The 20,664-nt window shown below is 42.6% G+C and carries 19 protein-coding genes, 1 tRNA gene and 1 pseudogene; 20 read left to right on the top strand and 1 reads right to left on the bottom strand.

The features are described from left to right. Positions 1 to 135 precede the first annotated feature (135 nt). From HMPREF9624_RS02515 to HMPREF9624_RS02425, 19 genes and pseudogenes are all read left to right on the top strand, one after another. Positions 136 to 2,592 (top strand): ATP-dependent Clp protease ATP-binding subunit, encoded by a 2,457-nt coding sequence (locus HMPREF9624_RS02515; protein ID WP_009536394.1) that lies wholly within the window; start codon positions 136 to 138, stop codon positions 2,590 to 2,592. 2 nt (positions 2,593 to 2,594) lie between these two features. Beyond that, on the top strand, positions 2,595 to 3,968 hold the full coding sequence (gene radA, locus HMPREF9624_RS02510; RefSeq protein WP_009536393.1) for a DNA repair protein RadA: 1,374 nt from the start codon (positions 2,595 to 2,597) through the stop codon (positions 3,966 to 3,968). A gap of 29 nt (positions 3,969 to 3,997) precedes the next feature. Then, a tRNA-Trp gene (locus tag HMPREF9624_RS02505) sits at positions 3,998 to 4,068 on the top strand. A 163-nt stretch (positions 4,069 to 4,231) separates the two neighbouring features. Beyond that, a complete protein-coding gene (locus HMPREF9624_RS02500) occupies positions 4,232 to 5,092 on the top strand; it encodes a YitT family protein (RefSeq protein ID WP_009536392.1) in 861 nt (286 codons plus the stop codon). Positions 5,093 to 5,209: 117 nt separating this feature from the next. After that, positions 5,210 to 5,848 (top strand): HAD hydrolase-like protein, encoded by a 639-nt coding sequence (locus HMPREF9624_RS02495; RefSeq protein WP_009536391.1) that lies wholly within the window; start codon positions 5,210 to 5,212, stop codon positions 5,846 to 5,848. Positions 5,849 to 5,918: 70 nt separating this feature from the next. After that, a complete protein-coding gene (locus HMPREF9624_RS02490; protein WP_009536390.1) occupies positions 5,919 to 6,977 on the top strand; it encodes an ABC transporter substrate-binding protein in 1,059 nt (352 codons plus the stop codon). 37 nt (positions 6,978 to 7,014) lie between these two features. Then, positions 7,015 to 7,728, top strand: coding sequence for an ABC transporter permease (locus tag HMPREF9624_RS02485; protein ID WP_242822608.1), 714 nt, complete (start codon positions 7,015 to 7,017; stop codon positions 7,726 to 7,728). Continuing rightward, positions 7,728 to 8,324 (top strand): ABC transporter ATP-binding protein, encoded by a 597-nt coding sequence (locus HMPREF9624_RS02480; protein ID WP_009536388.1) that lies wholly within the window; start codon positions 7,728 to 7,730, stop codon positions 8,322 to 8,324. The genes HMPREF9624_RS02485 and HMPREF9624_RS02480 overlap by 1 nt, the downstream gene beginning before the upstream one ends. Positions 8,325 to 8,643: 319 nt before the next feature. Continuing rightward, a complete protein-coding gene (ilvB, locus tag HMPREF9624_RS02475; RefSeq protein ID WP_009536386.1) occupies positions 8,644 to 10,290 on the top strand; it encodes a biosynthetic-type acetolactate synthase large subunit in 1,647 nt (548 codons plus the stop codon). Positions 10,291 to 10,299: 9 nt separating this feature from the next. Continuing rightward, the gene (ilvN, locus tag HMPREF9624_RS02470; RefSeq protein ID WP_009536385.1) at positions 10,300 to 10,551 is read left to right on the top strand and encodes an acetolactate synthase small subunit; all 252 of its coding nucleotides are present in this window, start codon (positions 10,300 to 10,302) and stop codon (positions 10,549 to 10,551) included. 233 nt (positions 10,552 to 10,784) lie between these two features. Beyond that, complete coding sequence (gene ilvC, locus HMPREF9624_RS02465; RefSeq protein WP_009536384.1) at positions 10,785 to 11,798, top strand: ketol-acid reductoisomerase; 1,014 nt, start codon at positions 10,785 to 10,787, stop codon at positions 11,796 to 11,798. Between the two features lie 55 nt (positions 11,799 to 11,853). After that, positions 11,854 to 13,050 carry a threonine ammonia-lyase gene (gene ilvA, locus HMPREF9624_RS02460; RefSeq protein WP_009429659.1) on the top strand — a complete coding sequence of 399 codons (1,197 nt, stop codon included), beginning with the start codon at positions 11,854 to 11,856 and terminating at the stop codon, positions 13,048 to 13,050. A gap of 10 nt (positions 13,051 to 13,060) precedes the next feature. Continuing rightward, positions 13,061 to 14,722 (top strand): biosynthetic-type acetolactate synthase large subunit, encoded by a 1,662-nt coding sequence (ilvB, locus tag HMPREF9624_RS02455; RefSeq protein WP_009536383.1) that lies wholly within the window; start codon positions 13,061 to 13,063, stop codon positions 14,720 to 14,722. After that, the gene (gene ilvN / locus HMPREF9624_RS02450) at positions 14,722 to 15,213 is read left to right on the top strand and encodes an acetolactate synthase small subunit (RefSeq protein WP_009428242.1); all 492 of its coding nucleotides are present in this window, start codon (positions 14,722 to 14,724) and stop codon (positions 15,211 to 15,213) included. Before ilvB (HMPREF9624_RS02455) ends, ilvN (HMPREF9624_RS02450) begins: the two co-directional genes overlap by 1 nt. 85 nt (positions 15,214 to 15,298) lie before the next feature. Further along, positions 15,299 to 15,667, top strand: coding sequence for a RidA family protein (locus tag HMPREF9624_RS02445; protein ID WP_009429138.1), 369 nt, complete (start codon positions 15,299 to 15,301; stop codon positions 15,665 to 15,667). After that, positions 15,668 to 16,122, top strand: a pseudogene (locus HMPREF9624_RS12355) (DUF3290 family protein). Beyond that, complete coding sequence (locus HMPREF9624_RS02435; RefSeq protein ID WP_009536381.1) at positions 16,119 to 16,751, top strand: DUF421 domain-containing protein; 633 nt, start codon at positions 16,119 to 16,121, stop codon at positions 16,749 to 16,751. The pseudogene HMPREF9624_RS12355 and the gene HMPREF9624_RS02435 overlap by 4 nt, the downstream one beginning before the upstream one ends. Before the next feature lie 14 nt (positions 16,752 to 16,765). Then, the gene (locus HMPREF9624_RS02430) at positions 16,766 to 18,982 is read left to right on the top strand and encodes a cell wall-binding protein (protein WP_009536380.1); all 2,217 of its coding nucleotides are present in this window, start codon (positions 16,766 to 16,768) and stop codon (positions 18,980 to 18,982) included. A gap of 1 nt (position 18,983) precedes the next feature. Beyond that, on the top strand, positions 18,984 to 19,166 hold the full coding sequence (locus HMPREF9624_RS02425) for a hypothetical protein (RefSeq protein WP_009536379.1): 183 nt from the start codon (positions 18,984 to 18,986) through the stop codon (positions 19,164 to 19,166). 134 nt (positions 19,167 to 19,300) lie between these two features. Here HMPREF9624_RS02425 and HMPREF9624_RS02420 read toward each other — a convergent pair whose 3' ends face one another. After that, entirely contained in the window at positions 19,301 to 19,876 is a 576-nt protein-coding gene (locus tag HMPREF9624_RS02420) for a xanthine phosphoribosyltransferase (RefSeq protein ID WP_009536378.1), read from the bottom strand. A 252-nt stretch (positions 19,877 to 20,128) separates the two neighbouring features. Here HMPREF9624_RS02420 and HMPREF9624_RS02415 point away from each other — a divergent pair, with 252 nt between their 5' ends. Next, on the top strand, positions 20,129 to 20,662 hold the full coding sequence (locus HMPREF9624_RS02415) for a hypothetical protein (RefSeq protein ID WP_009536377.1): 534 nt from the start codon (positions 20,129 to 20,131) through the stop codon (positions 20,660 to 20,662). The last annotated feature ends 2 nt before the right edge of the window (positions 20,663 to 20,664 follow it).

The following is a 20,664-nucleotide window of genomic DNA, read 5'->3' as shown; positions in this document are numbered from 1 at the left end:
CATAATATTCAAATATAACACGTATGATTGTTGCGTTATGTTGTATAATGATTCGCATGGAATAAAGGGGAAGTTTTTCTCCTATAAAAAAGAACCGGAAGGTTCATAAAGAGTATAAAGGATTAGGGTGAAAAGATGAATCAGTTTACTATACAGGCACAAAGAGCACTTCAGCTGGCTATAGAGGTTGCTGAAGAATGCCATCATCAATATATCGGTACGGAGCATATTTTACTGGGGCTTGTACGGGAAGGCACAGCGGTTGCCGGAAAAGTGTTGAAAGCCAACGCTATTTCGGAAGATAAAATCATGGAAATGATTGCAAAGTTTATCAGTACGGACGGTAAGCTTTCCGTTGCGGACCCCAGCGGTTATACGCCTTCCGCGAAACGAGTTTTAGAACAGGCCATGCAAGAATCCAGAGATAGCGGTTCCCGACTGGTGGGAACGGAGCATCTTCTTCTGGCAATATTGAAAGACGGAAACTGTGTGGCATCCAGGATTATTTCCACCTTGGGTGCCTCAACGCAGAAGATTTATTCACAATTGAACACCGCAATGGGAAGAGATCAGTTTGTTGAGGATAAGGGCGAAAAGGATAGAAGCGGAAGAGTTTCTCAGACGCCGACCCTGGATCAGTTCTCCAGAGACTTGACAGCTTTGGCAAGAGAGGGAAAGCTGGATCCTGTAGTGGGAAGAGAACGGGAAATTATGCGTATGATTCAGATTCTTTCCAGGCGTACCAAGAATAACCCCTGTCTTGTTGGGGAGCCGGGAGTAGGAAAAACGGCTGTGGTAGAAGGTTTGGCCAATCGTATTGTGGCGAAGGATGTACCGGAGATAATCGAGAAAAAGCGTCTTCTTACTTTGGATCTCTCCGCAATGGTGGCCGGTTCCAAGTATAGAGGAGAATTTGAAGAGAGGATTAAGAGAGTAATCAGCGAGGCAAGAAACGACGGAGAGGTTCTTCTTTTTATCGATGAAATTCATACGATTATCGGTGCAGGCGGTGCAGAAGGAGCCCTGGATGCGGCGAACATTTTAAAGCCTGCCCTTGCACGCGGAGAATTACAGATTATCGGTGCGACCACTCTTGAGGAGTATCGGAAGCATATTGAGAAGGATGCGGCACTCGAAAGGAGATTCCAACCGATAACGATTGATGAGCCGTCCGAAGAGGAAAGTATTGCGATTTTAAGAGGAATTAAAGAGAAGTACGAGGAGCATCATAAGGTAAGTATAGACGATGCGGCGATTTTAGCGGCTGTAAAGCTGAGTTCCCGCTACATTAATGATCGTTACCTTCCGGATAAGGCTATAGATTTGATTGATGAGGCTTCTTCGAAGCTCCGTATTACCCATAGCGGTGAGCCGAAAGGAATCAAGCGTTTGAGAGAACAGCTTATGGAGCTGGAAATAGAGAAGGAGGACTGCATTCGGAAGGAAGATTTCGAAGCGGCTTCTTTAATAAAGAAAAAACAGGAACAAAAGAAAAAAAGGCTGGATAAAGAACTGGAAGAATGGAAGAAGGAGCGGGAAGAAAACAAGCTCCATGTCACTGAAACGGATATCGCGAACATTGTATCGGATTGGACCAGAATTCCTGCCAAGAAGTTAAGTGAATCGGAAAGCGAGAAGCTGAAGAATCTTGAAAATCTTCTGCATACCCGTGTGATCGGACAAAATGAGGCGGTTCATGCGGTTGCACAAGCCATTAAGCGAGGTAGAGTGGGACTGAAGGATCCGAAACGTCCCATCGGCTCTTTTATGTTTTTAGGACCTACAGGAGTAGGAAAAACGGAGCTTTCCAAAGCCTTGGCAGAGACGGTATTCGGTTCCGAGCAGAATTTAATTCGTGTAGATATGTCCGAGTATATGGAGAAGTACAGTGTTTCCAAGATGATTGGTTCTCCCCCCGGCTATGTTGGTTACGATGAAGGCGGACAGCTTTCTGAAAAGGTTAGAAGAAATCCCTATTCCGTGATTCTGTTTGATGAAATTGAAAAAGCACATCCGGATGTTTTGAATATTCTTCTTCAAGTCTTGGATGACGGGCATATTACGGATTCACAGGGGCGAAAGGTTTCTTTCAAAAATACTATTATCATCATGACCTCCAATGTAGGAGCCGAACAGATTATCAGTCCGAAAAAACTGGGCTTTGATTCTCCTGCTGATCAGGGAGACAAGGATTATAAGTACATGAGAACGAAGGTTCTGGAAGAGTTGAAGCATCTCTTTAAGCCGGAGTTCCTGAATCGTGTAGATGAAATTATTGTTTTCCGTCCAATCAGTAAGGAAGATATGTCTCAGATTTTAGAGATTTTATTAAAGAATCTTTATGCCCGGGCGAAGGGAGAGATGAATCTGGGAATCAGTCTGGACAAGAAGGCCAAGTCCTTCCTTATAGAGAAGGGTTATGATCCGAAATTCGGGGCACGTCCGTTAAAGAGAACCATTCAGACCGAAGTGGAAGATCTTTTATCGGAGGCAATTTTGGACGGGAACGTTCTTCCCGGAGAGAAGGTCAATCTTCGTGTGGATAAAAGTGGAGAAGCTTTACGTACCAGTGTTCGAAAAGAAAAGGTTTAACAATGGCAAAAAGTCTGAGTCGTTTTTTTTGTAAAGAGTGCGGATATGAAACCATTAAATGGTTAGGACAGTGCCCCTCCTGTAAACGATGGAATACTATGGTAGAGGCTCCGAAAGAGCTTCCGGAAAAGAATAGGGCATTTTCCAGAAACACCACCGGTGCAAGGGCAGAGATGAAGCAACTAAAGGACATTGTTCTTCTTGAGGAAGACAGGCTTTCAACCGGTTATGCTGAGTTGGATAGAGTTTTGGGGGGCGGGATTGTAACCGGCTCCCTTCTTCTCTTGGGAGGAGATCCCGGAATCGGGAAGTCGACCATTTTTCTTTCCATCTGTTTGAATCTTGGAAAACAGGGGAAAAAGGTGCTTTATGTATCCGGAGAGGAGTCCTTAAAGCAAATTAAGCTTCGGGCAGAAAGAATGCAAAAAGCGGAGGGAGAAATCTATTTCCTATCCGAAACCAATTTAAAACACATTGCGGAGAGTGTGGAGGATTTGGAACCGGATTTTTTGGTTGTCGATTCGATTCAGACGATGTTTTTGGAGGAGGTCTCCGCATCACCCGGTTCGGTAAGTCAGGTTCGAGATTGTACAGCGGCATTGCTTAGGATTGCAAAGGAAAAAGGAATTGCAATCGGTATTATCGGACATGTAACGAAAGACGGCAATGTTGCCGGTCCCAAAATTCTGGAGCATATGGTAGATGCGGTATTGTATTTTGAAGGAGAAAAGAATACCCAATTGCGAATTCTTTACGGTCAAAAAAACAGATTCGGTTCTACGAATGAGATAGCTGTATTTACAATGGAAGCAAGCGGATTGGAGGAAGTAAGGAACCCTTCCGAGTTTCTTTTGTCGGGAAGAGCAGTTTCCTCTGCCGGTTCCGTGGTTTCTTCCGCAGTGGAGGGAACAAGACCTCTCCTTATGGAAATACAGGGCTTACTGGTACCTACCGCCTTTGGCATCCCGAGAAGAACCGCAAACGGGATGGACTATAATCGTCTCACTATGCTTTTAGCCGTTGTAGAGAGGAATTTAGGAATAGAATGTTCCCGGTTTGATGCCTATATCAATATTACAGGAGGAATGCGGATTTCCGAGCCTGCGGTTGACCTGGCCGTTATACTGGCTCTTTTATCCAGCTATCGTAATATTCCGATTGCCGAAGATATTATGGTTTTCGGCGAAGTTGGCCTTTCCGGTGAGGTTCGTGCGGTAAGTCAAAGCAGACAGAGAGTGGAAGAAGCAAAACGACTGGGATTTAAACGAATCGTTTTACCTTCCTATCATTTACAAAAGGACAATTATAATGTGCAGGGAGTGCAACTGATTCCGGTAAAAAACATTCGTGAAGCGTTGACAATCTTTAAAAGCTAGAGTAGAATAACAACGTTGTTTTGCACCGAAGGGGATTAGTTCAAGGGTAGAGCAACGGTCTCCAAAACCGCCGATGGGGGTTCGAATCCCTCATCCCCTGTTATAAAGAAACCCTAGGAAGATAGCCAAGAACGGCTTGAATCCTAGGGTTTTTGCTGTTTTATGAGCCGGAAACAAGATAATGGAAATCCGTCACCGGACAAGGACTTTCCAAAAGTCATTACTGATGTTAAAATGAAGGAAATTTTTTTGGGAGGAAAGTCATGAAAATAGATTTGAAAGAAGATGGCAAACGGCTAATAGGGGTTATTGCAGGCGGTCTTCTTATGGCTTTGAATTTGAAAACCTTTGTCTCTGCAGGCGGGCTTCTTCCCGGTGGGGCAAATGGCCTTACCGTTTTAGTTCAAAGGATAGCCCTAAGCTATTTTAATATTTCCATTCCCTTTTCTCTTGTCAATATCACAATCAATTTAATTCCTATCTATATAGGCTTTCGTTATGTGGGGAAAAAGTTTACTTTTTTCTCTTTAATTATGCTTTTGGTTACCGGTTTCTTTACGGACTATTTGCAGCTTGGACCGATTACTTCCGATAAGCTCTTGATTTCCATATTTGGCGGAATCATGAATGCTGTAGCAATTACTCTTTGTCTTTGGGTGGATGCCACTTCGGGAGGAACGGATTTTATTGCCATTTATCTTTCGGAACGGAAAGGAGTGGATACCTGGAATCTGATTTTTTATTTTAACGCTACAATTTTATTGGTTAACGGCTACCTTTTCGGTTGGGATAAAGCCTTGTATTCCATTATTTTTCAGTATGTATCTACACAAACCTTATCCGCTTTATACAGAAACTATCAGAAGTTAACCTTTTTTATTATTACGGATTATCCTCATGAAATTGCAGCGGGTATCCATGAGGTTTGTCATCATGGAGCCTCTATTTTGAAAGCGGAAGGGGCTTATGCGCATCAAGAAAAGAGTATGGTATACTCCGTGATTTCTTCTATGGATGCCAGAAAAGTAAAGATGAAAATAAAAGAAATAGATCCCAAGGCCTTTATCAATACCGTTCATTCCAAGGATATAATGGGACGTTTCTATATGAAACCGAAGGATTAGAACGCCGGATTCTCAGGATTTTTGCAAAAACCGGAGTTTATCCGGCAGTCACTTCATTGTAGAAAAATTGGAAATGCTCTGAGAGGCATTTTGTTCAGCATAAATAAGAGGAGGATTATGGGAAAGTATCAGAATATACTTTTGGATTTAGACGGAACGATTTTGGACTCCGGTCCCGGAATCAAGAAGTCTGTGCAGTATGCCTTGGATCATTTTTCTCTGTACCATCAACCGGAGGAAAAGCTGAGACGTTTTATAGGACCGGCTCTAACGGATTCCTTTATGAGGGTATACGGTTTCAGTACGGAACAGGCTGAGGAGGCTCTTTCCTATTATCGTGAGTTTTATCCGACCAATGGGATATTCGATGCTTCTCTTTATCCCGGAATGGAAGAGTGCATAAAAACTCTGGCAGAACATGGGAAGAAGGTGATTTTACTTACAGCAAAACCGATTTTTTTTGCCGCACAAATCACCAAACATTTCCGGATTTCCGATTATTTTTTTCTGGAAATCGGAACGGAGCTGACGGAGCGGGATTCCAGTAAGGTGCATCTTATAGAGAAGGCTTTACGTGACGGGAATCTAAAAAAGGAAGAATGTCTTATGGTTGGAGACACAAAATATGATATTGATGCTGCAAAAGAGGTGGGAATAGATTCGGTTGCCGCATTGTATGGCTATGGTTCTCCGGAAGAAATTGCAAATGCAAATTATAGCATTCAAAAACCCTTGGATTTGCGTTCTCTTGTTTAAGAGGAAGGCAAAGTAAAGAGTTTTCAAGATGTTATAAGATAAGGTTTCACAAAAGAAAGGGGTTCTTATTATGAAAAAAAGGATGGCATTGGTACTACTTTCTACTGCGGTTATGCTCGGCATGGCCGCATGCGGTGGGAAAAAGCCCGAGAAAGAAACAACACAGGCCGTTACAACGGACGTGACAACGGAAAAGGCTGAAGCAACGACGGAAAAAGCGGAAGAGAGTTCGGAAGAGACGAAGACGGAGACGGAGTCGGCATTGAAAGTCATCAGTCTTAAGGGACCAACCAGTATCGGTCTTGTACATCTTATGGACAAAGCGGAAAAGGATAATTTGCCCTATAGCTTCCAGATTGAGGCAAGTCCGGATGCGCTTCTTCCCGAATTTGTTTCCGGAAAGGCGGATATTGCGACGGTTCCCGCAAACATGGCGGCTGTTTTATATCAGAAACTTAATAAAGATTTATATGTTTTAAATATCAATACCTTGGGCGTTCTTTATGGTGTAAGCGGAAACGTGGAAGTGAAAGCATTTTCCGACTTGGAGGGAAAGACCTATTTCAGTACCGGGCAGGGGGCCAGTCCCGAATATCTGATGAATACTTTGTTAAAGAAAAATTCCATTCATGCAAATGCCGAATTTTACACGGATGTGACGGAAATTGCGGCAAAATTAAAGGAAAATCCGGAAGCTGTTGCTATTTTGCCGGAGCCCTTTGCGACTGCCACACTGTTACAGAATTCCGCTTTAGAGAGAAAGTTCTCCTTGACGGAAGAGTGGAATAAGATTTTCCCCGGAACAGAGCTTCCGACTGCGGTAACGATTGTTAAGAAGTCCTTCTATGAAGAAAATAAAGATCAGGTAGAGGCTTTCTTAAAGGAAGAGCAGGAAAGTATTGAAGCAGTTGAGAAAGATACGGATAGTACAGCGGCTTTGATGGTGAAGTACGGCATTTTAGAGAAGGAAGAGCTTGCCAAGAAAGCCATTCCGAATTGCAATGTCCATTTTATTGACGGAGAGAATATGAAGAAAGACTTGGAACAGTACTTTACTGCGCTTTTTGCAGAAGATCCGAAGTCTGTCGGCGGTGCTTTACCCGAGGCGGATTTCTATTTTACACATTAATTCGTTCATGCAAAAGAGGCTGCAGAAACTAATTATTTTGTGTTTTTGGCTGCTGATTTGGGAATTGTTTACGAGACTGGTAAACAATTCCTTTATTTTAGTGGGACCTCTCGAAACAGTAAGGCATATTGTCATTCTCATGGGAAGAGCGTCTTTTACGGGGATTTTGTATTTCAGTTCCGTCCGAATTCTTTCCGCTTATTTTTTGGCGTTTCTTTTAGCCTTGGTTTTCGCATTCATTGCCTATCGTTACCCTTTTTTCGAGAGTTTGATTCAAGCTCCACTGTTTCTGCTGAGAAGCCTTCCCGTGGCAAGCTTTGTTATTATTTTATTGTTCTTTCTGGGGAGAGGAAGCTTGTCTTTTTTTATCAGCTTCTGGATGTCCTTTCCCGTGTTCTACTTTAATTTTCTGGAAGGATTAAAGACTCTGGATCGATCTACCCTTGAAATGGCAAAGCTCTTTCGCTTTTCTCTGTGGAATCGTTTTCGCTATATATTTATCCCGGGAATTTATCCGCAGATTTTGAGCAGTGCAAAGCTTGCAATGGGGCTTTCATGGAAGAGCGGTATCGCGGCGGAGCTGATCGGACAGGTGCGACAAAGTATCGGCTATCAATTAATGGATGCAAAAGTCAGCTTGGAAATGGGAGATGTCTTTGCTTGGAGCATTATCATGATTGTTCTTTCCAAATTTTTTGAATGGTTCGTTCTTTTTCTTCTCAAAAAAATCTTCTCGAAAGGCAGTGTGTAATGGTACTTAGTATAGAAAAAGGGACAAAGGCATATGGAAATCAAGTTCTGTTTCAGGATTTTTCTTGTGAACTCGATTTTATGAAGCATCCGATTTATCGTATTACCGGGGATTCCGGAAAGGGAAAAACCAGCTTGCTGCGCATTCTCTCTTCCCTGGATACTTTGGACAGCGGTACATTTTCTATTGTGATGGGAGAAGCTGCAAGGGGAGGAAACAGCTTGCGTGCCTCCTGGATGTTTCAGGAGAACCGGCTTTTGGAAAATCTTTCGGCACTGGAAAATCTTTCTTTTATTCCTTCCGGGTATACTACATCCGAAATTGCATATTTTTTTGAAGATTTACTTTCCGGTGAAAATAAAGAGAAAAGAGTTTCCGAGTTTTCCGGAGGAATGAAAAGACGACTTGCTTTTTTGAGAGCTATGATAGCCGACTTTGAGATTTTGTTTTTGGATGAACCCTTTACGGGAATAGATGAGGAAAATCGGCTTAAAATGGAGTATTTTTTTCTGGAACATATTGGGAAAAGACCCATGATTTTTGCCAGTCATGAAGAGCCTCTCCTTTGGAAAAATTATGGCAGAATCGAACTGTAGCATAATCAGTATAGTGTAATACTTTGGGAAGAGAGCGTTGATCACTTTCTTTATTCCCGAAAGGTTATATCTGCCATAATCAGAAAATTCTTGACATAGAAAAAGGGCTATGGGATAATCAGACATATTTTTTAGGAGGAGCAAGCAAATGAATGTAATGGTTACACTCACAGTCATTATTATTCTCGTGGGCATTATTGTCTTAGACAGTAGTGATTGTTTGCGTAACGCCTCATTTGAAAGATAAAGACAGTTAGAGAGCCTTTAGCCTTACAGCGTTACGCTGTAAGGCTTTTTCAATGAGAAAGGGAGTTGGGGAATGAAATTAAAAGGAGCAAGAATCTTAATTGAAGAACTCATTCGGCAGGGGGTAGATACCGTTTTCGGCTATCCGGGCGGTGCGGTTTTAAACATTTATGATGAGTTGTATCAATGCAGAGACCGTATTCACCATGTTTTGACGGCGCATGAACAGGGGGCTGCCCATGCAGCTGACGGATATGCGAGAGCAAGCGGAAAAGTCGGGGTAGTGATAGCAACGTCAGGACCCGGTGCTACAAACCTCGTTACCGGCATTGCCAACGCCTATCTGGATTCCGTACCCTTGGTTGCCATTACCGGGAATGTTGCTACGGAAGCTTTAGGAAGAGACAGTTTTCAGGAAGTGGATATTGTATCCATTACCCAGCCTGTTGTGAAGCATAACTTTATGGTCAAGGATGTTTCTGAACTGGAACAGACCATTAAAGAGGCGTTCCTGATTGCCAATTCGGGAAGAAAGGGACCGGTCCTCATTGATATTCCGAAGGATGTACAGGTTAATGAGTGTGAGTACGGAGTTGCGGTACTTCCCAAGATGCCGGAGAAGGCGGAATTGCCCTATGATGAAGAGGGTGTTATAAAGCTTCTGAATAGTGCCAAGAAACCCTTTATTTATGCCGGAGGAGGCGTTATTGCCTGTGGAGGAGAAGACTATCTTCGTGCCTTTGCAGAAAAGTTAAATGCACCGGTAGCTGTCAGTATGATGGGACGCACTGCATTTCCGGACTCTCATCCTTTAAGTCTTGGTTTAGTGGGAATGCATGGCAGCTACCAGGCGGCCAAGGTACAATCGGAATGTGACCTAATGCTCGCAGTCGGTGTTCGTTTTTCCGATAGAGCGACAGGAAATCTGTCCGCTTATACGAAAAATTGCAAAATCATTCATGTAGATATTGATAAGGCAGAACTTGGAAAGAATCTTTCTCCTGATTTTTCAGTACAGGCGGATGTAAAAAAATGGATGAAATCGGTCCTTCCGAAACTGAAGGAAAGAAAGAATCCGGAGTGGTGGAAGGAAATTGAAAGCTATAAGAAAGTCACCGGTTTCGAAAAAGACGCTTTTCGCCCAAAGAATATTCTGGAAACGGTTCGTCGCTTCGCGAAGGATGAAACGGTTGTGGCAACGGATGTGGGACAGCATCAGATGTGGACAGCACAGTATTATCGCTTTGAAAAGCCCGGAACTTTCTTGACTTCCGGCGGACTCGGAACGATGGGATACGGCATGGGTGCCGCAATCGGTGCCTGCTTTGCCAAGAATAAAGAGGAAACAGTGCTGATTACCTCGGACGGTTCCTTTTCCATGAACTGCAATGAACTTTGTACGACAGTAAAGGAAGGGCTTCCGATTACCATAGTTCTTTTAAATAACCAGGTACTCGGTATGGTTCGGCAGTGGCAAACCGCTTTTTTCGGAGAACGGTATTCCGCTACAATCCTTGACAGAGGAACAGACTTTGTAAAGCTTATTGAAGCTTACGGCGGTAAAGGATTTTCCATCCATAAGCTTTCCGAACTGGAGAAAGCTTTAGAGGAAAGAAAGAATATTGCAGGACCGGTCCTTCTTGACTGTCATATTGATAAAGACGAGAAAGTTTTACCGATGATTCCACCCGGAAAGTCAGTGGCGGAAATTATCTTATAAGGAGAAAGCATGAAGAAATTTACCATTGATCTCTTTGTCAACAATCGTTTCGGCGTACTAAATCGTATCACCGGTTTGTATTGTAAGAGAGGCTATAATATAGAATCCATTCAGGCAGGACCGACTGAAATTCCGGGTTGCACCAAGATTGAAATTGTTTCCACCGGAGACGAGTATATGCGGATGCAGGTCATTTCCCAGCTGGAAAAGCTTTACGACGTAAGAAAGGTAGAGCTGAAGTCTGTAACGGATTTGGACTAAGTCTGAAAAGCGGCTGTTTTCAGAGGCATAATCACATAGCGTGTGAAGTTGTAATTGCTCTGCGATTGGACATGATTTAATGAGCTAAGCCCATGGGCTTTGCGATAGAGTGGGAGCGGATTGCTCCTTAGGGACCAAGGAAGAGTAGCAGGAACGGCATTTTTCGGAAGTTATTTGTTTTGGAAAAATGACTTTCTGATCTTTTCCGCCAGAATAAGAAAGGGAGAATAAAAATGGCTGTAATGTACTATGAAAAGGATTGTGATCAGAGTCTTTTAAAAGGGAAGAAGGTAGCGGTAATCGGATATGGGTCGCAGGGACATGCCCATGCCTTGAATTTACGGGATAGCGGCGTAGATGTGGTAATCGGTCTGTATGAGGGTTCAAAATCCGCTGCGAAAGCAAAAGAAGACGGTTTTACCGTATTAAATACCGCTGAAGCAACAAAACAGGCGGACATCATCATGATTTTGGTGAATGATGAGAAACAGGCTAAGCTCTATAAGGAAGAAATTGCCGGAAACCTCTCTAAAGGAAAGACCCTGGCTTTTGCACACGGCTTTAACATCCACTACCATGCTATCGTTCCTCCAACAGATGTGAATGTTATCATGGTTGCTCCGAAGGGGCCCGGACACACCGTTCGTTCCCAGTATGTGGACGGAAAGGGAGTACCTTGCCTTGTGGCTTGCGAGCAGGATCCGTCCGGTAATTCCATGGACATTGCCAAGGCTTATGCTGCAGCAATCGGCGGAGCAAGAGGCGGTATCTTGGAGACGACCTTCAGAGAGGAGACGGAAACCGATCTTTTTGGTGAGCAGGCAGTGCTTTGCGGCGGTGTATGTGCTCTTATGGAAGCAGGATTCAATACTCTCGTAGAAGCCGGTTATAAGCCCGAAAATGCCTATTTTGAGTGTGTGCATGAGATGAAGCTGATTGTGGATTTAATCTTCAATGCAGGCTTTGAAGGTATGCGTTATTCTATTTCCGATACTGCCGAGTACGGTGATTATACCGCAGGCCCGAAGATCATCGGAGATGAAGTGAAGGCTGCGATGAAGAAGATTCTTTCCGATATCCAGGACGGAAGCTTTGCAAAGGATTGGATTCTGGAAAATCAGGCCGGAAGACCCCACTTCCTTGCTATGAGAGAAGCAAAACTGAACAACCTTGTTTCCGAGACAGGAAGAGACCTTCGTAATAAGATGGGATGGAAGCAGGTTCAGGATTTGGATCAGGCAAGATAAGTAGAGGAAAATACTCATAAATTGAAAATGCGAGATAAGCAGGAAGAAGGGAAAAATGGAACTTACGCTGGACAGAGTTTACCAGGCGGCTCATGTGTTAAAGCCGGTGATCAATAGAACGGATCTAGTTCATGCGACAAGAATTGAGGCAGATTGTGACTTGTATTTAAAGACGGAAAATCTGCAAAATACCGGTTCTTTTAAAATTCGAGGTGCATATTTTAAAATATCCACACTCTCGGAGGAGGATAAGAAAAAGGGTGTTGTAGCCTGTTCGGCAGGAAATCATGCCCAGGGAGTAGCACTTGCCGCTACAAAAGCCGGAACAAAGTCGACCATTTTCCTTCCTGCCATTGCTCCTATTTCCAAGGTGGAAGCGACCAGAAATTACGGGGCGGAAGTGCGCATGATTGACGGAGTTTATGATGATGCCTATAACGCTGCGGTAGAATACCAGAAGGAAAGCGGTGCAGTTTTTATTCATCCTTTTAATGATATCGATGTCATGGCAGGACAAGGTACGATCGGAATGGAGATTATGGAACAGCTGGAGGATGCGGACGCGGTAGTGGTTCCGGTCGGTGGCGGCGGACTCATTTCCGGCGTTTCCTTTGTGGTTAAGAAATTAAACCCGAAGTGTAAGGTTTACGGTGTGCAGGCGCAAGGAGCCGCATCTATGGTGCAGGCTGTAGCGGATAAGAAGCTGGAAAGTCTGGAAGAGGTGCATACCTTTGCGGACGGTATTGCCGTGAAATCTCCCGGAAACTTAAGCTACGAGATGGTAAGAGAGTACGTAGATGAACTGGTTACCGTCAGTGACGACGAAATTGCCGCAGCGATTTTGACACTTATGGAGAAGCAGAAGATTGTTTCGGAGGGAGCCGGTGCAGTTTCCGTTGCGGCGGTTCTCTTCAACAAGCTTCCGCTTAAAGGGAAAAAGGTGGTTTGTATCATTTCCGGCGGCAATATTGATGTAAATATTCTTTCCCGCGTTATCAGTCGAGGACTTTTAAAGACCGGCAGGAAAGCATCTCTGACGCTTTCTCTTTTGGATAAACCGGGGCAATTGGAAGAAGTTTCCCGTATTATTGCGGAACTTGGTGCCAATGTGACGAAGGTCGATCATAATATGAATGTGGAGGATTCGGACATCAACGGATGTTATCTGACTTTACGGATAGAAACACGGAATTTTGCCCATATTGAGGAAATTAAAAAACGTTTTAGAGAAGAAGGGTTCTCCCTGGTATAGAGGAGGTAAGATGACAGGTGCGAATGCGATTGTAAAATGTTTGGAGCTGGAGAAGGTTAGCTATGTTTTCGGTTATCCCGGCGTAGCGATTTGTCCTTTTTTCGATAGCCTGGAAAGTAGTGAAATCAACAGTGTTTTAGTCCGCTCTGAACAAAATGCGGCACATGAAGCAAGCGGTTATGCCAGAATTAGCGGGAAACCCGGTGTGTGCGCCGTAACGTCGGGACCGGGAGCAACCAATGTGATTACCGGAATTGCAACGGCCTTTGCGGACAGCATTCCGCTTGTTGTCATTACCGGTCAGGTGGAAAGCAGACTTTTAGGCTCTGATGTTTTTCAGGAAGCGGATATCTGCGGCGCCTGTGAATCTTTTGTAAAGTATAGCTACACCTTAAGAAATGCGGAAGAAATTCCAAGAGTCTTTAAAGAAGCTTTTCACATTGCCATGACCGGTCGAAAAGGTCCGGTTTTAATCGATATTCCTATCGATGTGCAGAAGGCGAGCCTTCGGAAGTTTCAGTATCCCGATGAGCTGAAAATGAGAACCTATAAACCGACTGTACAGGGGAATCCCGTACAAATCAAAAGAATGTTTCAGCGCCTTCAAAATGTGAAAAGGCCGATTCTTTGTGTCGGTGGAGGGGTTCTGTTAGCAAATGTTGCAAAAAAGGTAAGGGACTTTTCGCATAGATTCAATATTCCGGTAGTAAGTACCATGATGGGACTGGGTACCATGCAGGACCTTGATCCGTTATATTTCGGCATGGTGGGCAATAACGGAAGATCCTATGGCAATAAGGCCATGAATAAGGCGGAGCTCATTATTATGATGGGGGCAAGAGTTGCAGATCGATCAATCAGCCAACCTGATTTGATTACGGAAAATAAGACTTTGATTCATATTGATGTGGATCCTGCCGAGATTGGAAAGAACGCCGGTCCGGAAATTCCGCTTGTCGGAGATTTATCCAGCGTTCTGGATAGTCTTCTTGCAGTGAAAGAAGAACTATCTTATACGGAATGGATAGAAGAATTAAACGGCTTTAAAGAAGAGGCGGAGCTTCTAGTAGAAAAGAAGAAAAAAGAAGAGTTGCATTCTCCTTTAGTCAATCCGCATTATTTTCTAAGAGAATTGAATTTGGCACTGAAGGACAATGCAATCTATGTGGCAGATGTAGGGCAGAACCAGCTTTGGTCCTGCAAGCATTATAAGATGAAGGAAGGTCGATTTTTAACTTCCGGCGGCATGGGAACAATGGGATATTCTCTTCCGGCGGCTATTGGTGCCTATTTTGCAGTGCAAGAAAAATGCAATACCGGAAAGGAAGAGGCCGGGAGAGAGGTTCTGGCGGTTATGGGAGACGGAGCCTTTCAGATGAGTCTGATGGAACTTGCCACTATGCGCCAATATGGCGCTCGAGTTAAACTGATTGTCTTTCACAATGGTGTGCTCGGTCTGGTTAGACAGTATCAGCGAACAGCTTATAAAGACCATTTTTCCATGATTGACCTTACAGGAAATCCGGATTTATCTCTGCTTTCCGGCGCATATGGACTTTCTTATATCTCGATTTCGAACAATTTAGCTGTTCCAGAACGGATTCGGGAATTCTTGGGAAAAGAAGAAAATGGAATTCTGGAAGTCTTTGTGGATGCGAATGAGGTGGCCTAATGAAAAGAATTTACTCTGTTTTGGTAGAAAACCGTTCAGGTGTTCTGGCTAAGGTTGCCGGATTATTTTGGAGACGATGCTTTAATATTGATTCTTTAACCGTAGGTGAAACGGAAGATAGTGCGGTTTCCAATATGGTTATCGTTTCCAGCGGAGAAGAGAGAACTCTGGAACAGGTTGAGAAACAGCTGAATAAAAAGCTGGATATTATTAAGGTGAGAACATTTACGGAAAATCAGGGACTTTGCAGGGAACTGCTTATGGTAAAGCTGCGTTATAAGCGGGATAACCGAAAGGATATCATGGAGAACTGCCAAATTATGGGAGCAAAGATTTCGGATCTCAGCAAAAGCCAGATGATTATCGAAATGTGTGATACACCGGAGCGAATCAATATGTTTTTGGATACCTTGAAAACGGTCAGCATTTTAGAATGTGCAAGAACCGGAACTTTGGCAATGCTGAAGATTGCGGAAGGGGAGAATAAGTAATTAACAATAGAAAAGCTTGTTTTTCAAGAGTTATTTTGGCATAATATACCAAGAATTATTGTCTTTACCAGATAAGGAGAGGAATATGAAAGTTGTTTCTACAAGCAATGCACCGGCTGCTATCGGACCTTATTCTCAGGGATTTGTGGTAGGAAATCTACTTATTACCTCCGGACAAATTCCGGTAAATCCCGAGAACGGAGAAATCCCCGGTGATATTACATCACAGGCAGAGCAGAGCTGCAAGAACGTGAAGGCGATTTTGGAAGCGGGTGGAAGCGATATTACAAAGGTTGTCAAGACCACTTGCTTTTTAGCGGATATGGCTGATTTTGCTACATTTAACGGTGTTTATGAGAAGTATTTTACTTCCAAGCCGGCTCGTTCCTGCGTAGCGGTAAAGACTCTTCCAAAGAACGTACTTTGTGAGATAGAGGCGATTGCAGAAATATAAATGAAGTTCTATACCTATAATTATTTATTAAGCAGAATTGAGGTAACTAACTGGGTACAAATTGTACTGATCGTTTTAGCTACCTCTGTCTTGCTGTTCGGAGTTTTTAAATATTATAAAGAAAAAAACAAAGCAAATACAGAGAGCTTGCTCTGATTGCTTTGTTTTTGGTGCTTATTTTAGTCGGAATCAGGATTAACGAGGCACAGGAACATAAGGCTGTGGATGACGGATATGGAACAGCGCTTAGACTGATAGAAGAGTTATCGGAAACCTTGGCTATTCCGAAAGAGGAGATTGTCATTAATACACAGGCTGCCCGGGACGGTGCAATCATCCGAGTTCCGGAGAATCATTTCTTTAGAGTTATTTATGCGGATGGGAAGATTCTTTTGGAGAATATGGAAATTTATAATCCCCAAATTGAAATAATAGATGCGGAGTCAACATCATGATTTTATCTTATGTGAATATTGCTATTAAGCTGGCCTTAGGTCTGATTAGTTTAATTATCGTAATCAATATTACCGGAAAAGGAAATTTGGCGCCTTCATCTGCTATTGATGCGGTACAGAATTATGTTTTAGGTGGAATTATAGGTGGTGTAATTTACAATAGCAGTATTGGAATATTACAGTACCTTATTATTTTATTAATCTGGATCTGTTTGGTATTAAGCATGAGATGGTTGAAGACAAACAGTTCTTTCTTTAAGGTAGCGATTGACGGAAAACCGGTAGTTCTGATTTCCAGAGGGAAATTGGATACGGAAGCCTGCAGAACAGCAGGACTTACCGCACATGAAGTTATGTTTAAATTAAGAAGTAATGGAATTTATAGCATTAAAACTGTGAAACAGGCAGTGCTCGAACAAAACGGGCAGTTGATTATTGTTCAGTCCGGAGAAGAGAATCCGCGTTTTCCGCTTATTACTGACGGAACTATTCAATTACAAGCGTTGGACAGCATCGATAAGACAGAAGATTGGCTCATGGAAAAGCTGAAGGAACAGGATGTGGAGAACATTTCGGATGTTTTTCTTGCTGAATATGAAAATGGCAAATTGAATTTGGTGAAATACTAGGCAGGAGGAGAAGGATGAAGTGTAAGTTTTGTGGGACGGAAGTAGATGAGAAGCAGAGGTTCTGTCCGAATTGCGGCTTATTATTGGATGTAAGCTTCACCCCTTTTTCTGTGTCAGATTTGCAGAAAAAAGAAAAAGGCACGGAGGAGCCGGAGTTTCTTCGTCAAGCCATAGAATATCAGGAAGAATTGGAACAAGAGGAAAAAGTCGAAGTTACCAGTCATTCTGAGGAGGGATTGTCTACCTCAGAGGATGAAATGGAACGAGAAGAAAATGCAGTTTTAGAGGAAGATATTGAGGAAGATATTGTAGAAATTCAAGCTGTTGAGGCGTCAAACCTGATGAGGCAAGTTCATGAAGAGGAGCAATCGGAAGTAAGTGATACCGAAGAAGAGCAAACTCTTGAGAACAGCCTTGATTCGGATGCTGAGAAGAATTCGCAAATAGAGGATGAAGAATCCGATACAGAAGAAAACGAAGCGGAAACAGCAGAAGAAAAGGAAGAGGCGATAGAAGAGACTGAAGCTGCAGAGGAAACTGAAGATATCAAAGATGCAGTAGAAGAAACGGAAAATACTGAAGATACTGAAGATACTGAAGATACTGAAGATACTGAAGATACTGAAGATACTGAAGATATAGAAGAAACTGAAAAAACTGAAGAAATAGAATTAACAGAAGCTACAGAAGAAGATGCGGATGAAGCTACAGAAGAAGATGCGGATGAAGCAGAAGAGAAATCTGTAGAAGCGAATGATGAAGCTTTTGAAGGAAAGATGGAGGAAGAAATACCGGAAGAAGGGAAAGAATCGAACCAAGAGGAAGAAGATTCCGATGCTCTAATTTATAAAATTCAAGATAAGCAGGAAGAAAAAGAATTTTTTGGAGAAATTCCGGATGATCCCGATGATTTTCGTGAGAATTCCACCATTCCGCCGACATCCATGAAAGAATTGAAGGCAAGCATGCCCAGCAAGAAAATTGTTGCGGCAACGGTTGCTGTGGCAGTTTTGGGATTTGCGGGAATTAATTACTTAAATTCCACAAAAGTTCGATATGATTCGTTTCTAAAAAAAGGGGAAAATCTGCTACAGGCAAAACAATACAGCGAGGCCGCTGAAAGCTTGGAGAAGGATAAAGAAAGTTTTCAGGTGGATGAGAGATATTATTTACTGCTTTCCGATGCCTTGTCTAAGGAGGGGAAACATGAAGAAGCGGTTGCTTGCCTGATGGAAGGAGCAAAGCGTTTTCCGGAAAATGAAGAGATTCAGAAAAGCTTGAAAGCCATGGATCCGAAAGTGAGCAGTAATATTACGGAAGACTTATACCACGACAGTTTGGAAATCAACTTGGAAAGCAGCTCTAATAAAATTCTTTACAGCTTATCCGGCGGTAAGGATGAGATTCTGCAGGAAGAGTATACCGGACCGATTTCCATCAGCAGAAACGGTAAATATTCACTTATGGCATATGCCGTGGCTTCTGACGGGGCAAAGGGAGAATTGTATATTAAAGAATTCACGGTTGACCTGGATAAAGAGAAGTATCACCTTTCTTCATTTGTGGATTCGGAAAAGGGTAAGGAATATATAGATGAAAATGGGGATAAAGCAATCGGCTGGACCTTGATTGACGGATCATACTATTATTTCGATGAACAAGGCATTATGCAGACCGGATTCCTTGAGCTGGACGGAGAAAAATACTATTTGGACGAGAATGGTAAGATGCATACGGGACGTCTGGATTTAGACGGTAAGAGCTATTATTTTGATGAGCAAGGTCATATGATTCGCGATGCATGGATTGAAAATCGTTACTATGTAGACGAAAACGGTGAAATGCTGAAAAATCAACAGAATGGTGAAGGTGTGTATTTTGATGAGAACGGAAATCGTTCATTTAATGCGGAAAGCCTCTATAAGGAGCATCCGGATAGTATCTTGGCCATTGTGAGTAAAGACAGAAAAACGGACGGAAATCATTACCTCTTTTCTGCCAAAGTCTACTATCATAAGAAGAATGGACGCCCCAGCGGAGAGGTGGCCTATGAAACGGAAATTGTGCTTTCTAAGTCAGCACTTATGCGTTATCTGGATGAAAATTTACCGATTATTACGGCGAAAGATGCTGTTTCTTTCCTGCCGAATCTTTATTTGCAGGAAATTGTACAGAACAAGGATGGTGTGATTACAAGCTTTAGCTTTGTTTTGGGAGAAAGGCATTCATAAGATGGTAAACAAAGAGCTGTTGCTTCCCTTTTTGCTGATTTCTTTTCTATTCATCGTTGTCTTAACCATTGTTTTATATAAAATCATGTGGATGAGACTGGATGCCATGATTAAGAAAAATAAAGAAGACGAAGAACGAACGGGTAAAAGTGTTCTTGAGCAAAAAACGGAAGAGAAGGAATGAGAAAAACCGTGACTAAAGATGTTTCAAGAGATTCTTTAGTTACGGTTTTTTGTCATTCTTAAGTAGTTTCGAGGCAAAGCCCGAGACATCTTGTTATACCGGGATTATGGGACAAAATGGCTTGATGAAATCTCTTATGAACGGAACGTGATTGATCCGTCATCCGTCATTTCGTCAATAATAGCCAAGCTGTATACATCATATCCGGCTTCCCTAAGTTCTTTTCCGCCGGACTGGAATCCCTTTTCGACAGCGATGCCGATACCGGCAATCTTGGCATCCGCCTGATTGCAGATGTCAATTAGGCCGCGCATGGCCTTTCCGACCGCCAAAAAATCATCTATCAATAAAACGGTATCGTCTTCAGATAAGAACTTTTTGGCAAGAGTAACGGTAAAGTCCTTTCCGTAGGTGAAAGAATGCACTGTAGAAGTATAAAGTTCTCCATCTAAGTTTTTGCTTTTTGCTTTTTTGGCAAAAACAACCGGAACCTTAAAGTGCTGTGCTGCCAGGCAAGCCAGTGCAATTCCGGAAGCTTCAATTGTCAGAATTCTGGTAATCCCCTTATTTTTGAATTTTTCATAGAACTCATTTCCCAGCTGTTCTAAGAGAGAAATATCCAACTGATGATTTAAGAAGCTGTCTACCTTCAGAATATTTCCGGGGCGTACCTGTCCGTCTTCTTTGATTCGCTCTTCCAATAACTTCATTTTCCTGGCCATCCTTTCAAAAAGCACTTGTTTACAGCAGATAAGTATAGTAAAACCTTAACGAAGTATCGAATATAGGACAGAAGCTATCCCATTTAACGATACAAAAGCAACTTTGTACTTTTTTAGTCTTATACTAAAAAAATAATTTTAAAAAGTTTTCTTTATCCTAAAGCAAAATAAGGAAAAAAGAAAGAGTTAAACGAGTCGAAAAGAAAAATATCTTTGTTTTATTGAAAAAAGGAGTTAACAATGGAAAAAATACATTTGCCGGGAGGCTATGACGCGGTCTTGGAGGAATTTGCAAAGCGCAACAATGTGGAATGTAACACAGCATTTTTAAATCTTATGGACTTTATTCAACTGAAGGACTTTTCTTTTTCGAAAGTAAATATTTTGATTGAAGATCCGGATGCATACTTGGAGGACGGCAAAAATATCGAAGAAGAGGAGCTGCTTTTAGCCTTTATGGAAAGCTTCGGCGAAAATACGGTCGGAGCAACGGTTCGTGGCTACTATAAACGTGAAAATCGGTATCTGACTTTAGAATTGGAATATGAAGATGCTTTATCTTGCTGGGAAATTCTAAGTATGTTTCAAAGAAAAATACCTTCTATGGAACTCAATGAAGATGTTTTATACCTGTTCTATGTAAAGGATATAGAAAGGGAGCATTACAGCCCGGAAAATTTTCCATACATTGCCGCGCTGGATGAGGAAGAAGAGGCTTATACCAAGGCGGGTTACTTTGATTCCATCTATGTAGAAGACGAGGAAGAAGAGTAGGG

It is taken from the genome of Oribacterium asaccharolyticum ACB7, from assembly GCF_000238075.1.
GTDB lineage: Bacteria > Bacillota > Clostridia > Lachnospirales > Lachnospiraceae > Oribacterium > Oribacterium asaccharolyticum.
This window is presented reverse-complemented; position numbering and strand designations above follow the sequence as displayed.

Excerpts from the sequence above, each read along its gene's own strand:
- HMPREF9624_RS02435 (WP_009536381.1), top strand. The coding sequence starts at position 16,119 with ATGATTTTATCTTATGTGAATATTGCTATTAAGCTGGCCTTAGGTCTG.
- HMPREF9624_RS02480 (WP_009536388.1), top strand. The coding sequence starts at position 7,728 with ATGGTACTTAGTATAGAAAAAGGGACAAAGGCATATGGAAATCAAGTT.
- HMPREF9624_RS02420 (WP_009536378.1), bottom strand. The coding sequence starts at position 19,876 with ATGAAGTTATTGGAAGAGCGAATCAAAGAAGACGGACAGGTACGCCCC.
- ilvN (WP_009536385.1), top strand. The coding sequence starts at position 10,300 with ATGAAGAAATTTACCATTGATCTCTTTGTCAACAATCGTTTCGGCGTA.
- HMPREF9624_RS02430 (WP_009536380.1), top strand. The coding sequence starts at position 16,766 with ATGAAGTGTAAGTTTTGTGGGACGGAAGTAGATGAGAAGCAGAGGTTC.
- ilvC (WP_009536384.1), top strand. The coding sequence starts at position 10,785 with ATGGCTGTAATGTACTATGAAAAGGATTGTGATCAGAGTCTTTTAAAA.
- HMPREF9624_RS02415 (WP_009536377.1), top strand. The coding sequence starts at position 20,129 with ATGGAAAAAATACATTTGCCGGGAGGCTATGACGCGGTCTTGGAGGAA.
- ilvB (WP_009536386.1), top strand. The coding sequence starts at position 8,644 with ATGAAATTAAAAGGAGCAAGAATCTTAATTGAAGAACTCATTCGGCAG.
- HMPREF9624_RS02495 (WP_009536391.1), top strand. The coding sequence starts at position 5,210 with ATGGGAAAGTATCAGAATATACTTTTGGATTTAGACGGAACGATTTTG.
- HMPREF9624_RS02490 (WP_009536390.1), top strand. The coding sequence starts at position 5,919 with ATGAAAAAAAGGATGGCATTGGTACTACTTTCTACTGCGGTTATGCTC.
- HMPREF9624_RS02500 (WP_009536392.1), top strand. The coding sequence starts at position 4,232 with ATGAAAATAGATTTGAAAGAAGATGGCAAACGGCTAATAGGGGTTATT.
- HMPREF9624_RS02425 (WP_009536379.1), top strand. The coding sequence starts at position 18,984 with ATGGTAAACAAAGAGCTGTTGCTTCCCTTTTTGCTGATTTCTTTTCTA.
- radA (WP_009536393.1), top strand. The coding sequence starts at position 2,595 with ATGGCAAAAAGTCTGAGTCGTTTTTTTTGTAAAGAGTGCGGATATGAA.
- HMPREF9624_RS02515 (WP_009536394.1), top strand. The coding sequence starts at position 136 with ATGAATCAGTTTACTATACAGGCACAAAGAGCACTTCAGCTGGCTATA.
- ilvN (WP_009428242.1), top strand. The coding sequence starts at position 14,722 with ATGAAAAGAATTTACTCTGTTTTGGTAGAAAACCGTTCAGGTGTTCTG.
- ilvB (WP_009536383.1), top strand. The coding sequence starts at position 13,061 with ATGACAGGTGCGAATGCGATTGTAAAATGTTTGGAGCTGGAGAAGGTT.
- HMPREF9624_RS02445 (WP_009429138.1), top strand. The coding sequence starts at position 15,299 with ATGAAAGTTGTTTCTACAAGCAATGCACCGGCTGCTATCGGACCTTAT.
- ilvA (WP_009429659.1), top strand. The coding sequence starts at position 11,854 with ATGGAACTTACGCTGGACAGAGTTTACCAGGCGGCTCATGTGTTAAAG.